The organism is Synechococcus sp. R5-13 (assembly GCF_047462015.1).
Lineage (GTDB): Bacteria > Cyanobacteriota > Cyanobacteriia > Thermostichales > Thermostichaceae > Thermostichus.
In genome coordinates, this window is the sequence record NZ_JANSIL010000113.1 from 1 (window position 1) to 14,720 (window position 14,720).

Genomic DNA, 14,720 nt, shown 5'->3' on the forward strand with positions numbered 1-14,720 from the left:
CGATGCTCACCTGGGCGCACTATCGGTTCAAGCAGTTCCTGAAGTTTCAAGCCCAAAAGAAAAACGTGGTTGTCGTGGAAGTATCGGAAGCGTACACCAGCAAAACCTGTACCAAGTGCGGGCACATCCACACCAAGTTGGGTGGCGCAAAGGTGTTTAGATGCCCAAAGTGCAACCATAGGCTGCCACGAGACTGGCAAGGCGCTCTGGGTGTAATGCTCAGGGCTTTGCGGGATACCGCCTTTCTGTTCAGTAATGGACAGAATGCTATCGCTGCACCGTTGAGCAGTAATGGTCAGCAGTGTTCAGCGTAAATGTATCAGTTTTGCCTGCTGCATCAGAAGTTAACTGGGGATCCCCATGTCTGGGCAAGATGTCCATTAGGATGAGTTCCAGGGGCTGGCCAGCGCGGGGAACCGGCGTAAAGTGGGCAAAGTGGGATCTGCCGAGCGCTGGGTTATGGGGAAAGCTTCAACAAACTCGCAGGCGAGGTTGCAACACCATGGCACCAACTTGGCAAACCGATGGGCACACTTGGTTCCTTCTGCCCCCTCAACCCCGCGCCGTCGTTCACTTTCTGGGTGGAGCTTTTGTGGGAGCTGCCCCGCAAGTGTTCTACAGCCGCCTGCTGGAAGAACTGGCCCGTATGGGCATGGCCGTTGTTGCTACTCCCTACACCACAGATATTGATCACGCCCAACTGGCGCTCAACGCAGCCCAATCTTTGCACAGAAGCCTGCAAAGCAAGGGTTTGCTGGAGTTGCCCCTGTTTGGTTTGGGTCATAGCCTGGGCTGTAAGTTGCAGATCCTCTCCTGTCTAGCCGTTCCTTCTCTGGGATCCCAGCGGCGAGGCAATATTTTCCTGGCCTACAGCAATGCCGGGCTAGATCGGGCTTTGCCATTGCTGCGGCTGTTGGCTCAAGCTTGGCCTCAACAACAGCTTGCCGATCTGTGGCGGATGTGGATGGGATCCTCCTCGCCGCCTGTGAACCTGTGGTTGGAGTTCGAGCCTTCCCCAGCAGAAACCAACCGCTTAATTGAGGAGCAGTATCCGGTTAGACACAACCTGCTCGTAGAATTTCGACAGGATGATATTGACGACATTCCTCTGCTCTACCAACAGCTTTGCCGCAAGTATCAAGGCTATACCGAGTGGCAGCATCTCGAGGGGGATCACCTCACTCCACTGGGTTTTAGCTATCCTTTCCAAGTCGGGGAGGAGTTCAGCCCCATCGATGCTTTTGGACAGTTGATCTACCAGAACCTACTGGCCCCCAACCACCAAATGATCCGAAGCATCCGAGCCTGGCTGGCAACCCAATTGGCCCATTGACATTCTTCCCACGGCTCAAGTCAACGGATTTTTTCACAGCTTGCAGGATTTCTCCCGCTCACTGTTGGCAAGCGGGCGGCAGGTCTTGCTACTCCATCCTTGCGGATGCAGGAGGATGCCATAACCCCAGATACTTTGGCCTTCCATTTCAAACTAGATTGAAACACTCCCTAAGCGTTCTCCGCTGCCGCCCTACCCCCAGCAAGAGAGGGGAGCTAGATGGAAATGTTTCATTCCGGCTTAAAACGACTATAAAAGCTGCGTCACAACCTCGCTAGCGGAGCTACTGCATTGGTGTAGCTCATGACCGCCCATTTACTGATCAAGCCAGCTCAAATCGGAGAGCAGATCTTGAGAGTAGGAAGAGGGGGACTGCGCTTGCAGATGAAACAACATCTGCAGGGTATCGCTCATCAGAAAGTAACAGGTCAAGACGCCGCCGGCAGCCACAGCCACCAGTGTCCCTGCCAACATGCGCGAGAACTCCTGACTCTGAAAAGCCTGCTCCATCAAGCGCAGCGCCCAGAATCCCAGGAGGACAACAATGGCAAGGATGATCAACATATCGTAATTTATTGTAACAAGCCTGCTGCTCAACGGCCATTGACAGAATTGAATAAGAACATAAGGACTCCCCTTGTCCCTCATGCTCCATGACTCTGAGTCAGTGTACAGAAGGGCTTGGCGTGCCTGGATTTGCAGCCCTTTTCGGTTGCCCTTGCTGCAGGCCATGAGCACAAAAGGGATCCCACCAGCGAAGATTGCAGGTTGGGCCGGCGTTCAAGCGGGCTACAGCCGACGCCCGTTATCGGAAATGCGGGTGGATCAGGAGCTGATGTGGCTGATTCAGGTAGGGCTGTTGCGACGGGAAGTGGATGGGCAGGGGATCACCGACCGGTACCGTCTGGCACCTCTGGGTCGGCAGTTGTTGCAAGATCTGGAGAGGGATGAAACTTTTGCCGGGATCTCGGCAAGCTGGGCAGACCGCCTGCGCAATAGGCTGACCCGCTGGCGGCTGCTCCCCTGAGGATCCCCTACACTGGATCCAACTTTCAACGCCGATCTCGAGGGGGGATATGGTACGGCCAAGGTTGATGCGTGTGCCCGGATCCCTGGCACTCCAACGTCCACTCCAAACCTCTTTGCAGCGGCGCAGCCAAGCAATTAACCGGCGCAGCAAGTCTATCTACCGCAAAACCCGCTCCCTCTACCGACGCAACTTGCCCCTTTACCTGCGTAATTTGCTTTTGCAATACCGCACCAGCCTCATCTACAACCTCAAAGCCAGGCCTGTCAGCAGAACCCGTCGAGGATAGCAAGCCCCCCTCTGGATCCCAGCACAACAGTCTTCACCCCGTCGGAGTTGGTGATGGAGATTGTCCACCCCCAAGCCTGTGTAACCCCGTAGGAGGGGTACTTCTTGCAGGAGACTATTGGATTGTGAAGCGGCCAATTCCTACCTTCTCGCCGTTGACATGAATCTCGACGCGGTAGCGCCCGGTGTAGGGTTGGCTGAAGCTCAGAAAGCCTCGCACGGTATCGGCCAAGGGATCCCAGGGAACATCTAGCCTGCGGATCAGTTGCTCGCCCCCGGCTTCTCCGCCCTCGTAGTACCAGAGTATCTCCACCTTGGCGTTGACAGGAAGGTTGCCCACCGGCAAGATGGCCCAGATCAACGTGTCGGTGGTCTTGAACTCGGTTGTGGCCTCGCCAGGGCTGCCGTCCCCCCGACCTCGGTACAGGCCGATTGTCCTTAGCCCCGCCCCTTTGGGGATCTCTCCGCTGTAGGCACGGGCATCTGCTTGCGCTTCCTGACCTAGGCGATCCAGCTCGGCCAGCAAATCTTCCTGCTGCTTCAGGGCATCGGTTGCTTCCTGCAGCCACTGGGCGATCTGCCGCTCTGCGGTTGGGGCTTCCGAAACCGGGGAAGAAGGCTGTGCAGCCGCCCCGCTGAGGTTGCGAATGGGAAAACCCTGAGCTGTCCCCACCTCGCTGCCCAGTAAGTTCAGCCAGCGGCTTCGCACTTCGGACGTCATCTCTGGCTTTGCGGCATAGGCAATGCGCACACTGCCGCTTGGGCCTCGGGTGATCCGGCCAATCTCATGTTCCTCAACTCCACTCACCGTTCCACGACAGCCAGCACTGCGAAACTCGTAGAGCACATCTTCTTCGCTCTCCCGATGAAACTCCCAAGTCGTTTGGGGACAGTTGGCCAGGATGTTGTCCCGCATGTGGTTGGCGAGAAAGCGCGGCGAGCCCTGGACATGAACGTCCATGACGGAGAGCATCTCTCTCCAAGAGGCCAAGCTCTCTCCAGGCCGTATGAGAAGGGTTAGAGTAAGCCCTTCCAGAGCTTGATGATCGGCGAAAACCCATTCCCCCGAATCCCCTTCGATAACAACGTTTCCCGAGGGGCTGATGAAAGCGGATGCAAACAGCAGGCTGGCAAAAAGATTCAACACAATGCCCTTCCTTATCCTGGGATTTGTACTTGAAAATGAGATAGGACGACTTTCAAGCCACTCACTGGGCAAGCAAAGAAGGGCTGGACAAAGAGGCTAGAGTCTTCGTCGTTGCCGTTTGCAAGGCTCACCTCAGGAAAATCTCGATAGATCCCTACAGCTTGATTTTGCTGACCTTACCAAAACGTCAATTGACCCCCCCCAAAACATTGACCAGCCTAGCACAATTGAGCTCAATTCTGAACCCCACTTTGCAGAAATGCCGTGTTTTTCTGATGAGTATATCCATTTACATTGAACAGATATCAGCCTGTTCGTTCAGAAACCTGAAGCTCCCTGTATGGCAATCGAAAGCTGGTCACTTTAGTAGGTTACTGTGGCCAACTGAAGAGGAGATCTTTCCGATGATCAACCAGTTATCCCCCAAGGTCTCCAGCCGCGGCTCCACCAGTTGCCAGCTTTGGTTGACATCAGGGATCCCCTCGCCTGCTACCGGGGTTGGCGCAGCGGCTCCCCCCAGGATCTTGGGAGCGATAAAGGCGGCTACTTTCTGGATCGCCCCATCTTTGAGGGCTGCCCAGGCCAGCGTGCCCCCGCATTCCCAGAGGGCACTCAGACACCCCCGCTGAAAGAGCACCTGTGCCGCCCGCGAGGGGGTTACTTGGGGCAGATGCAGCAGCTCCACCCCCTGCTTGGCCAGGGATCCCCACAAAGGATGGGTTGCCACAGCTTCTGTGATCACCAACGTCGGCGCTTCTTCCACCTGCCACAGATGGGCGACGGGAGGTAGGTTCAGGGAACGGCTGAGGACCACCCGCAACGGCTGGGATCCCTGCAACTCCGCCAGACGACAGGTGAGGCGCGGATTATCCTGCCAAACGGTTCGGGATCCCACAATCACCGCATCGTGCCAGGCCCGCTGTTGGTGAACCCATTGCCGCGCCAGAGGGTTGCTGATCCAGCGGCTGTGGCCGGTGGCGGCGGCGCTCTTGCCATCCAGGGTCATGGCGTATTTCAGCAGGCCGAAACACTGTTGCCGCACAATGGCGAAGGCAAACCCCTCGTTCAGCTCCTGGCACTCCCGCTCCAGCACTCCCACCGTCACGTCGATCCCCGCCTCCTGCAGGCGTCGGATCCCTTTGCCAGCCACCAAGGGATTGGGATCCTGCATCCCCACCACAACCCGCCGGATCCCGGCAGCTAGGATGGCCTCGGTACAGGGAGGGGTACGGCCATAGTGGTTGCAGGGCTCCAGGTTGACGTAGAGCGTTGCCCCTCTGGCCAGGGATCCCGCCTGTTGCAGAGCCAACACCTCGGCATGAGGCTGCCCTGCCCCCGGATGAATGCCTTCTCCCACCACCCGATCCTCCTGCACGATCACGCAGCCCACCCGTGGATTGGGAGAGGGACGCTGAGGTGTGGAACGGGCCAGGGATAGACACCGTTCCATCCACTGCTGATCCGAAATCATAAAATGGGCATCCGCTCCAGAGCGGCTCAAGCCGGTGACAAGGCTGCCAACTTGCGGTTGAAAGCTGCAATTGCCTTGGATTCTAGCTCTGCCACCTGCAATGCGTAGTCGCGGGCGCGGGCCTTTTGTTCGTTGCTGACAATCTCTCCCGAACGCAGGCGATCCAACAAATCTGAGGGATCCAACACCCCATCCATCGGGAAGCGGCCCAGATGAATCATGATCGGCAGGCATATTCTTCGCCAAGAATCAGAGCGGAAGTGAGCGTGGGTGATTCCCTCTCTCCCAGCTTGAGGGTGGGACGAGCCTTGCGGCCAACCACCACCTGGCGATGGGCCTCGATCACTGCTCTGGCCCGATCTAAATCTTGATTTTTTGGATCCACGGCCAGCCTGAGGCGATGGGCGATGAAATCCGCAGTGGCGATGTAGAGCAGAGAAGGATCAAAGCATAAGCCCGCGTCTGGGCAGTTGACGCCACCGTTGCACAAAACGCCGGGAAGGTGATCCCCGCCTCCACCACCGTGGTCACCCCTGAGCGGATCCCCACCTCATCCGCAGGCAAACAAAAATCCCCCACTGATGTAAAAACATGGGTGTGAATATCGATCCAGCCAGGGGTGAGGAGCTGCCCTCGCAAATCCACAACTTCTGCCCCACAGACAGGCAGGTGGCGTCCAATTGCAGCGATCTTGCCCTCCTCCACCCGCAGTTGCCCGATCTCGTCCAATCCCTGGTCGGGATCCAGCAGATGTGCGTTGATAAACAGGGTGGCAGCCACCAGAACTCCTGTCAACAAGGCGTTAGACCGGTATTGCGGCAAGGTAAAACACTTTTTTCTTGCAATTTGTAGGCTCAACTACAAAATCCGCCATCGGGAAGACCGCAATCTGAGCGTGATACCTGCTACATCTGCCGTTTCGACAAACAGGCTCTAATATTGGGATGGTTGTTCTAGGAGCTGCCTTCATGACCTCTTCCCCCCACCTGACCGCTGCAGAGTGGGCAGCGGGTTCTGCCAACGGGCTGAAGGAGGCCTCCCTGCTTGGGGAACGGGATCCCTTGGCCCATTCCCTCCAAGTCCACGAAACCTTCAACCGCAGGAACAACCTGTTAAACCGTCGCCTGCAACTGGTGGAAGAACTCTGGGAATCGGTGATCCTGCAGGAGTGCGGTCAGTCTCTGGTGGATCTGTTGCAGCGACTGCGTTCCATGTGTTCCCCAGAAGGACAAGCCCTGGAGTACCCGATCCCAGAGGTACTACAAATTATCGAGTACCTCAGCCTCGACGCCACCATCCAAACGGCACGGGCCTTTGCCCTCTTCTTCCAGTTGATCAACATTGTTGAACAGCACTACGAACGGGCAGAAGACTCGGACATGCGCATGGTGGATAGCCAACAACGTACCGTGCGAGAAAACGAAAAATTTGAACGGCTGTTCCCTTACCTGCGGGCTCAAGGGGTGCCGCCGGGCCTACTGCGCAGATTGCTGGAGCAGTTGCACATTCGCATGGTTTTTACCGCCCACCCCACCGAGATCGTCCGCCACACCATTCGCGAGAAGCAACGGGCCTTCTCTCGCTTGCTCAGCCAACTGGATTGGGCAGAACAAACCCAGCCTTTGCAGGCCCAGATGATAAAAGAACAGATGGCGGAAGAAGTCTTGCTTTGGTGGCGTACCGACGAGTTGCATCAGTCCAAGCCGACTGTTTTGAACGAAGTCGATTACACCTTGCACTATTTTGAAGAGGTGTTGTTTCAGGCCATCCCCCTGCTGCACGAGTACCTCAGCCGCAGCTTGAAAAAGGCTTTTCCCAGCGTCGAGCCGCCGCCGGCAGGATTTTGCAACTTCGGCTCATGGGTAGGCGGGGATCGGGATGGCAACCCTTCCGTTACCGCCGATGTGACTTGGCAAACGGCCCGCTATCAGCGCAACCTCATCCTGGGCAAGTACATCGAATCGGTGAAGGCTCTCACCAAAACCTTGAGCATTTCCCTGCATTGGGGGGATGTGGACAGCCAACTGCTGGATGCCCTTGAGCAGGATCACCGCCTCATGCCCGAGGTTTACGAATCGTTTTCGCTGCAATATCGCCAGGAGCCTTACCGCCTCAAGCTCAGCTACATTCAGCGGCGGCTGGAGTTGACGCGGGAGCGCAACCGCAACTTGGCCGACTCCGCTTGTTTGCCCACCCCTCCCCCTGTGGACAACGCCTATGCCAACGCAGAAGAATTTCTGGCCGACTTGCAGCTTATCCAGAAAAGCTTGAAAAACAGCGGCCTTTCCTGCCGTCAGTTGGATCATCTCATTCAACAGGTACAGGTGTTTGGCTTTCACCTGGCCCATCTGGATATCCGCCAAGACAGCAGCTACCACGAAGCCGCTCTCACGGAGATTTTCGAGTACCTGCGCATTTTGCCGCGCCCCTACAGCGAGATGACGGAAGAGGAAAAAACCGCCTTTCTCCTGCAGGAGCTGCAAACCCGTCGGCCTCTGATACCGCTGGAGATCGCCTTTTCCGAGAAAACGGCAGAGCTGATCGCCACCTTTCGCACCCTGCGCCGCATGCAGCAGGAATTCGGCTTGGCCATTTGCCAAACCTATGTGATCAGCATGAGCCGCCAGTTGAGCGACCTGTTGGAGGTGCTGCTGATGGCCAAGGAGGTGGGGCTCTACGATCCCATTAGCGGTCGCGGATCCCTGGCGGTGGTGCCGCTGTTTGAGACCGTCGAAGACCTGAAGCGGGCCCCGGAAGTTTTGCGGCAGTTGCTGGAGATCCCTTTCTATCGCCAGTACTTGGCTCAGCAGGGAAATCTGCAGGAGGTGATGCTGGGCTACTCCGACAGCAACAAAGATTCCGGCTTTTTGAGCAGCAACTGGGAGATTTACAAAGCTCAACAACGCCTGCAGACGGTGGCCGAATCCTATGGCGTGAAGCTGCAAATCTTCCATGGCCGGGGTGGTTCGGTGGGCCGTGGGGGGGGCCCGGCTTACGAGGCCATCTTGGCTCAGCCAGGGCGCAGTGTGGGGGGCCGCATCAAAATTACCGAACAGGGAGAGGTGCTGGCCTCTAAGTATTCCCTCCAAGATCTGGCCATTTTTAACCTAGAAACCGTTACCAGCGCTGTGATCCAGGCCAGCCTGCTGCGCACCTACCCCAACGACCTGCACGAGTGGTCGCGCCTAATGGAATCCTTGGCGGATCGCTCCCGGCAGGTGTATCGCAACCTGGTCTATGAGCAGGAAGGTTTTGTGGAGTTTTTCCACGAGGTCACCCCCATTGAAGAGATCAGCCAACTGCAGATCAGCTCCCGTCCTGCCCGCCGCAGCGGCAGCCAGAAGGATATTGGATCCCTGCGGGCCATTCCCTGGGTATTTAGTTGGACGCAAAGCCGCTTTCTCCTGCCGGCCTGGTATGGAGTTGGCACCGCCCTACAGGAATACGTGGCCAAGGGCGAGCACAACCTCAACCACCTGCAGCACCTGTATCGCGAATGGCCTTTCTTCCGCATGGTGATCTCCAAAGTGGAGATGACCTTGGCCAAGGTGGATTTGCAAATAGCGCGTCACTACGTGCGGGAGATGAGCTCTCCAGAACGTCTAGAGCGGGCGATGGAGCTGTTTGAGTGTATTGCCCAAGAAATGCACCGCACCCGCACAATAGTGCTGCAGATTACGGGTCACAGCGAACTGTTGGAGAACGACCCTTATTTGAAGCGCTCGGTGCAGTTGCGCAACCGCTCTATTGTGCCCCTCGGCTTTATCCAAGTCTCCCTCCTCAAGCGCCTGCGAGAGCATCAGGGATCCCGTACCGGGAGAACGCGCTACAACCGAGCTGAACTTCTGCGTGGGGCTCTGCTCACCATCAACGGCATTGCCGCCGGGATGCGCAACACGGGCTGAGGGATCCAACCGGATTCACCACACCTCCCAAGCAAGGCTGGCGCTGTCCCTATTGAGTTTCAGAGCAGTGTCGAGAGCTTATCAGAACAGATCGTCATCGTACTCTTCTGGCTCCACTTCTACTGGCTCTACTTCGACAACGCGGCGGGAAGGACGGCGGGGAGGTTCATCCGCGTAGCTTTCCCCTTGGTCTTGGGGCAGCCGTGGGGGACGGCGGCGGGTAGCTGTACCTGTGCTGCGCTCTTCCTGCACATCCACATCCTCTGGATACTCTCCGGCAGGGCGACGGGGGCGACGGGCCTCTGGCGGCGGAGCCGGCTCATCGTAGTCGGTGTCCTGACGCGAGCGGGATCCTGGTTCCTCGTAATACTCATCCCCTTCGGGTCGGCGGCGTGGACGCACACGGGTATCGCCGGTCAGTTGGGGCCTGGGGCGACGGCTAGGATCTTCACCACTGCGCCCAGGAATGGAGCGACTGTAAGAGGATGTATCGCGGATACGGGATCCCTCGGCTCGAGTGGAAACCGTGCGTCCTTGGGCATAGCCATCCGGGGGATAGGTGCGGCTGAAGCCTTGCCGCCGAACGGTCGGACGAGCCCCGCCCACCTGCCGTGCTTTTTCGCTTAAGAGAATCCGCAAACGGAAGGTTTCGATGGCAAACCAGCCGGCCATCACCGCCAGCAACACCTGCGCAAAGAACAGCAACGGGATGAGCCGCTGACCTTCCAAGAGCAAGCAGACGGAATAGATCAGGCCCATCGTGGCAAAAATCACGTCATACTCAGCGGAGGCCTCGCGCTTGATGAACCGAACCGCGAAGATGGCTCCACTGGCAATCGCCACCAGCGCTGCCATCAAAAAGTAGGGGCTTTGGGTGAGAAACATGCCAGGGATCCCTAAACGATGAAGACGGGAGAGCGTTGAGCCTTATCCATTCCACAGCCGATCCTAGCATTGATCCTCCTGGTGGCACGGACAACAAAACCCAGGTTTGGGTGTAGGGACGGGATCCCTCTTCAATAAAAGGGATCGGTGCTAAAATCGGCAGCATCTTCCTGCATGTTCCATGCTGTATCTGGCACGGGTACACAAAAAAAGTCTCTTCGGCCAGGGGGAGCTGCAGCTCTTGGCCCGGCAGGCCGAGGACGGGGTTTGGATGCCGCTGCGCCAGCCAGAATGGGTCACCTGCAAAGAGGTTGGCCCTTACAACATTGGGGTGTTGCTGCTGGTTGAGCTTTCGGAAGAGCGGCAGGTACGGCGGGTGGAAGAGGCAGCCATGAAGCTGGTGGAGATGTTGCACAACCTATCCCGAACCCACAGTCTGGTGGATCTGTCGGAGATTGAAAGCTGGCGGCAATCCTTGACTCGGCAAAGCCAGGAGCTAAGCCGTCGCGAAGCAGAGGTGGCCGCTCGCCAAGAGCAACTGCAACAGTGGGAAAACCGTCTGCGAGAAAAGCTGTCTCCTTGAGCTCTCAGATCTACTCTTATCTTAAGTAGAGTCATTTTAAGCTAATTGAGAAGCCCCCCAAGTGCTCTGTGCCGCTGCCATCACCCCATCTCCCAAAAAGAAAGGGGAGCTGGATGGAAATGTTTCATACCTGTTTAAAATGACTGTAAGTCCAAGTAAGTCTATGAGTGAATCTGGATGTTCTGCGCCTTCCCAAATCAGTAGTGATACGACCCGGATCAACTTGAGTTAAGCCATTCTTTTCCCCCAGAATAAGCGGGGCAAATCCGGGATCCATCATGCCCCATGTTGCCCATGGCAACAGACTGTCCCACCTCCAGTGTAGAAATCCCCCGACTTTAGTCGGTGAGAGTGTCAACCCTGTGCTGGTGCTGTATGGATCGATCAAACAGTGCTGAGATCTGGCCTTAACTCGCGGGCACCTCGCAGATAAACATGCTGCATGTCCGCTTGAGCAAGTGGAGTATTCAACTGGATCAAAACCCGAATGCAACGGGGTAAGTCGCTGCTCACCTCCATCTGTTGTACATCCAACAGAGGCACCGACTCCCAGCCAGGGCGACGACGAGCAAACTGGGCGGGAAAAGCTGCATTTAAATCAGGGGTAACGGAAAAAATAACGCTGACTAGTTCAGCCGGATCGAGGGCGTTGCGGTGCTCTAGCGTATCCAGCAGCTCAGCCACCGCCGCGCCAATGGCCTCGGCACTGTTTGTAGGTACGGTGATGGCTCCCCGAATTGCTCTGACTCGCCACCCCAATGGCCACACCCTCGCGCGCTTGAGCTCGCCTTGCTTCCAGAAAATTATACAGACTCATCCCTGTTGGGATCCCATCCCTCTGGGGAAAACCAGCCCCCATCGCCTAGCTGGGCTGCAGGAGCTTTTCCAGGATCTGCTCGTGGCTGAGGCCGGAGTCCACCCAGGCTTCTCCCTCTTTGAGGCGCGCAGCAGCGGTTACGACAAACAAATTGCTCTCTGCTCCCAAAGCCTCGCTGGCAGTTTGCACGCAGAGCAAATCCTGGCCGGTTAGCTGGCTAAACCAGGTGGCCAACAGCCCTGCCTCCAAAAAGCCCATCGGCCGCTTGAAATGGGGAGGGGTGACAGCAGCGAAGGGGGAATTGCGAATCGACACCACCAGCACTCCTTGATCTTTGTAAGTCCAGTCGATCTCGATCAATCCCCAGCCATGAGCTTTCCAGGCTTGTCTCAGACTTTGCAGAAAGGTGCCCATCTCCAGCTCGGCCAAAGGCTTCTGGTAGTAGTCGGAGAGTTCTTGGGCAAAACGGCGGAAAAACTCCTTGCCCCACATCCGACCACAGTTGCGCAACACCAAACGAGCAGCCTGGCCGGTCTCGTATTCCAGGCCCGTGTAGATGCCCCGCAGCAATGCCTCTGGAAGGGCCAAGAGACGTTCACCGTGGCGACTTTCCAGTAAGCCCGATTCCAAATCGCTTCGCAGATAGGCGCTGGGTGCATAGTAGTTGGCCAAAACAGGCGTATAGGGATCGAAGTTGACTGAGCCATTGGAGATAGAGCTAGTGCCGGTCATAAGGGATCCCCTGGTTATCCAATCCAAGTCGTTATTGAGCTCTAAGCATCCAAATAGGAGCAGGGTGCAGTTGACAGTTCGTTGGTTGTTGAGCTGGGAGAACGGTTGTTTACGCTCCAAATCTTATGGCGATCCCTCCAGCAATTGAATACCCCTTGGGCAGATTTACTACAACGCTAACATTAACTCCAACGACACTGAAGTCTCCGGCTAGTTGAGATAGAGCGCTCTAGCACCGAAAAATGCAAAAAGCAAAAAAGTATCTATCTCTAAAACAGCAAGGCCACCTGTACCTGGGTGATTAAGGGGCGGATAAACTCCAACTCTCCAGGAGCCAAATGGTCTCTCAGCTCTTGCTGGAAAATCCGATAGGCAACCTCATAAACCCTCTGCAGTCCGTACAGGCGCACCTCTTCCTCCATCCACTCGAGCAGCCGCTCTTTCAGGAGGTTTTCGTCCTGCAGCAACATGGCCATAGCGCTGTGACGCAGCAGCAACAGCAGGTGTCGCCGGCACAGATCCAACACTTGGGGAGAAAGGTCGGGCATCTCCTTTTGCAGGGCATCTAGGGTTTTACTCACCACCTGGCTCTCCCGTTCCCGCAAAACTCGGTACACATGTTGTCGTTTTGGCCAGCCGAGAACATAGGCCTTCAGATGCTCCAGCTCCTCTGGCTTGAGGTAGCGGGCTTCCGACTCGATCAGCATCTGCTCCAAGGGGCTTACCATCTCGCTTCTTCCGGATGTCAGTGGGTGCTAGGAGATTCAAAACAGGCTGAACAGATCCGCCAAGGTGATCTGCTCTTCTTCCGGCTCGGGTTCCGGTGCTGCCGACAGGGATCCCAGAGAATGCGCGGCCAAACTCAGGGGATCCCCCGCCCAGGGGATGGAACCAAAATGCTCCCGCACTTGCAGAAAAGGCATCGGCAGAGAGCGCATCTGTAGGGGGCGGTTATCCCAATTTAGACGGGCAAAAAAGCTCTGCACCGAATCTTCTAAAGCAATCTTCCAGGTCATGCCTTGGCTACTCCCTGGCCTGAACGCAATTTTTGGGCAATTTCGCTGGCACTGGCCCCTTCGTTTAGCCAGAAGGCAGCCGCATCAATGCGATCTTTGCTGCCGAGCAAAAACTTGCAGTAGCTTTCTCCCATGGAGTAGCACTGGATCTCGATGCAGTTGAGCTGCCGTTCCACCATGGTGCTAAAAAAGCCGGCAAACAATCCGGCGTAAAGATGACAGACAGGTTTGCCCACATCCCCCAGGGTGCGGGCCACGGCGGAGTCAAAGAGGTTGATGAAAATAAACCCTTGCCGCCGACTCTCGGTTTCTACCTCCCAGCGCCCCCATCCTTGCGAGGTCAGAGGCCACCACCAGGTTTCCAAGAGAAACATGAGATTACTCTGCTTGGGGTGGCGCCGATATTCCTCCTCAAACCAGCGGGAAAAATGGACAGCATCGTTGCGTCCCCACTCTCGGCCAATGGTGTACATCAGAGAAGCCGAGGCATCTCCCACTTCTTCTTCCAGGCCCTGCTGCAAGCCCAGAATAAAGTCTTCGCTCACCAAGACATTGCGGGCACCCGTCCAGTCCACAAGGGATCCCTGGGAGAGGTCAAAGCGAAAAAAGTCTTCGCGGCTGTAGTGGTTATGCCGTTGGGCGGCAGGCTGAAGAGGTATCTCAATGGGGGCAGTCGTCATGGTTGGGTGAGGAGAGATCAGATTTTTTAACACTCCTTATCATACCCTTCTTAATTGGCATTTTTACCAAAAAACTGGGTCTAAAGCCTCGTCCTCAAGGCCTACGGCCCGCTGACGCAGTTGCAACAGCGTTGCGGAGCAATGGGGGACGGCTTTGGGATAGACTCAGGGCGACGGCAGGGTAGTCAACCGCTCCAAAAACCCAGCAGGAGTGAGTCAACTGGAGAAAACTGCCCTCAGAGGGAGACAGAAAAGCCCTGAGTTGTTGTAAAGATTTATTCAATTCAAAAATTGGGAAGAAGAGCTGTACAGGGATCCGGAGCAGTACTTAAGACTGAGGCCTGACCTTGATGAAAGCAATGGCAGACCGCCACAGCAGCGACTCCCGCCCCTCGGCATCGGCTAAACAGAGGCAATCGGGATCCTGCCAGCGCAACTGGCCGACGAAGACATCTCCGGTATTGAGTTTGACCTCGAGGGTTTCCCGATCCTTGATGACCTTCTGCAGGCGACGCACGCTCGGGATCCCGGTGTTGAAATCGGTCACGACAGCCCTATCAGCCAGCGAGAAACGGTATGTCAGCAAGCCCACTGCCCCCAGTATAGAGGATCCCTGCCGCTTCCCACTGCCCCTCCACCACACTTCCACAACTTGGGCTCAAAACTCGCCCTCATCTTTGCCCATTTTTTCTGCTGGCGAGTACTATGTAGGGGGGATGGCGCTTAGAAAAGCGGTAAACCTTTCGAGTTCGCCGTCTTTTTTAGCCGTCTTTTTTAAGCGAATCTACGGGTGTTCTCCCCTCGAGTTCGCCGTCTTTTTTAAGCGAATCTACGGG

General features: G+C 56.4%; 18 protein-coding genes. 6 read left to right on the top strand and 12 right to left on the bottom strand.

What is annotated here, in order from left to right; translation table 11 throughout:
• Both NW840_RS09015 and NW840_RS09020 read left to right on the top strand, forming a co-directional pair.
• Positions 1-314, top strand: a 314-nt coding sequence (locus NW840_RS09015) for a zinc ribbon domain-containing protein (RefSeq protein ID WP_414343761.1), incomplete at its 5' end; no start/stop codon positions are given.
• Positions 315-502: 188 nt separating this feature from the next.
• Positions 503-1,333, top strand: coding sequence for a DUF1350 family protein (locus tag NW840_RS09020; protein ID WP_414343763.1), 831 nt, complete (start codon positions 503-505; stop codon positions 1,331-1,333).
• Positions 1,334-1,648: 315 nt separating this feature from the next.
• Here NW840_RS09020 and NW840_RS09025 read toward each other — a convergent pair whose 3' ends face one another.
• On the bottom strand, positions 1,649-1,897 hold the full coding sequence (locus NW840_RS09025; RefSeq protein ID WP_011433446.1) for a hypothetical protein: 249 nt from the start codon (positions 1,895-1,897) through the stop codon (positions 1,649-1,651).
• 82 nt (positions 1,898-1,979) lie between these two features.
• On the opposite strand from NW840_RS09025, the gene NW840_RS09030 reads away from it, so the two are divergent.
• Positions 1,980-2,360 carry an Npun_F0494 family protein gene (locus NW840_RS09030; RefSeq protein ID WP_414329149.1) on the top strand — a complete coding sequence of 127 codons (381 nt, stop codon included), beginning with the start codon at positions 1,980-1,982 and terminating at the stop codon, positions 2,358-2,360.
• Between the two features lie 49 nt (positions 2,361-2,409).
• On the top strand, positions 2,410-2,649 hold the full coding sequence (locus tag NW840_RS09035) for a hypothetical protein (RefSeq protein ID WP_148202739.1): 240 nt from the start codon (positions 2,410-2,412) through the stop codon (positions 2,647-2,649).
• A gap of 114 nt (positions 2,650-2,763) precedes the next feature.
• Here NW840_RS09035 and NW840_RS09040 read toward each other — a convergent pair whose 3' ends face one another.
• From NW840_RS09040 to NW840_RS09055, 4 genes are all read right to left on the bottom strand, one after another.
• On the bottom strand, positions 2,764-3,639 hold the full coding sequence (locus tag NW840_RS09040) for a hypothetical protein (RefSeq protein ID WP_414343765.1): 876 nt from the start codon (positions 3,637-3,639) through the stop codon (positions 2,764-2,766).
• 514 nt (positions 3,640-4,153) lie between these two features.
• Positions 4,154-5,266: a bifunctional diaminohydroxyphosphoribosylaminopyrimidine deaminase/5-amino-6-(5-phosphoribosylamino)uracil reductase RibD gene (gene ribD, locus NW840_RS09045; protein ID WP_414343767.1), complete on the bottom strand. Its 1,113-nt coding sequence runs from the start codon at positions 5,264-5,266 to the stop codon at positions 4,154-4,156.
• A gap of 26 nt (positions 5,267-5,292) precedes the next feature.
• Positions 5,293-5,487, bottom strand: coding sequence for a hypothetical protein (locus NW840_RS09050; protein ID WP_414343769.1), 195 nt, complete (start codon positions 5,485-5,487; stop codon positions 5,293-5,295).
• Positions 5,488-5,626: 139 nt separating this feature from the next.
• The gene (locus NW840_RS09055) at positions 5,627-6,046 is read right to left on the bottom strand and encodes a hypothetical protein (RefSeq protein WP_414343771.1); all 420 of its coding nucleotides are present in this window, start codon (positions 6,044-6,046) and stop codon (positions 5,627-5,629) included.
• A 188-nt stretch (positions 6,047-6,234) separates the two neighbouring features.
• Between NW840_RS09055 and ppc the strand changes: the two genes are divergently transcribed.
• Complete coding sequence (gene ppc, locus NW840_RS09060) at positions 6,235-9,171, top strand: phosphoenolpyruvate carboxylase (protein ID WP_414343773.1); 2,937 nt, start codon at positions 6,235-6,237, stop codon at positions 9,169-9,171.
• 81 nt (positions 9,172-9,252) lie between these two features.
• Here ppc and NW840_RS09065 read toward each other — a convergent pair whose 3' ends face one another.
• Entirely contained in the window at positions 9,253-10,056 is an 804-nt protein-coding gene (locus NW840_RS09065) for a Ycf66 family protein (protein ID WP_414343775.1), read from the bottom strand.
• Positions 10,057-10,237: 181 nt separating this feature from the next.
• Between NW840_RS09065 and NW840_RS09070 the strand changes: the two genes are divergently transcribed.
• On the top strand, positions 10,238-10,639 hold the full coding sequence (locus NW840_RS09070; RefSeq protein ID WP_414343777.1) for a hypothetical protein: 402 nt from the start codon (positions 10,238-10,240) through the stop codon (positions 10,637-10,639).
• A 384-nt stretch (positions 10,640-11,023) separates the two neighbouring features.
• Here the strand turns inward: NW840_RS09070 and aroH are convergent, their stop codons facing one another.
• The 6 genes from aroH to NW840_RS09100 all read right to left on the bottom strand — a co-directional run bounded on the left by aroH (position 11,024) and on the right by NW840_RS09100 (position 14,533).
• Complete coding sequence (gene aroH / locus NW840_RS09075; RefSeq protein WP_414343779.1) at positions 11,024-11,398, bottom strand: chorismate mutase; 375 nt, start codon at positions 11,396-11,398, stop codon at positions 11,024-11,026.
• A gap of 103 nt (positions 11,399-11,501) precedes the next feature.
• Positions 11,502-12,188, bottom strand: a complete 687-nt coding sequence (locus NW840_RS09080) for a V4R domain-containing protein (protein ID WP_414343781.1) — start codon at positions 12,186-12,188, stop codon at positions 11,502-11,504.
• A 269-nt stretch (positions 12,189-12,457) separates the two neighbouring features.
• Entirely contained in the window at positions 12,458-12,916 is a 459-nt protein-coding gene (locus tag NW840_RS09085) for a hypothetical protein (RefSeq protein WP_041436599.1), read from the bottom strand.
• A 36-nt stretch (positions 12,917-12,952) separates the two neighbouring features.
• Positions 12,953-13,204, bottom strand: coding sequence for a hypothetical protein (locus tag NW840_RS09090; RefSeq protein WP_414343783.1), 252 nt, complete (start codon positions 13,202-13,204; stop codon positions 12,953-12,955).
• Positions 13,201-13,884, bottom strand: a complete 684-nt coding sequence (locus NW840_RS09095) for a V4R domain-containing protein (protein ID WP_414343785.1) — start codon at positions 13,882-13,884, stop codon at positions 13,201-13,203. The genes NW840_RS09090 and NW840_RS09095 overlap by 4 nt, the downstream gene beginning before the upstream one ends.
• Before the next feature lie 328 nt (positions 13,885-14,212).
• On the bottom strand, positions 14,213-14,533 hold the full coding sequence (locus tag NW840_RS09100) for an Hfq-related RNA-binding protein (protein WP_414343786.1): 321 nt from the start codon (positions 14,531-14,533) through the stop codon (positions 14,213-14,215).
• Between the last annotated feature and the right edge of the window lie 187 nt (positions 14,534-14,720).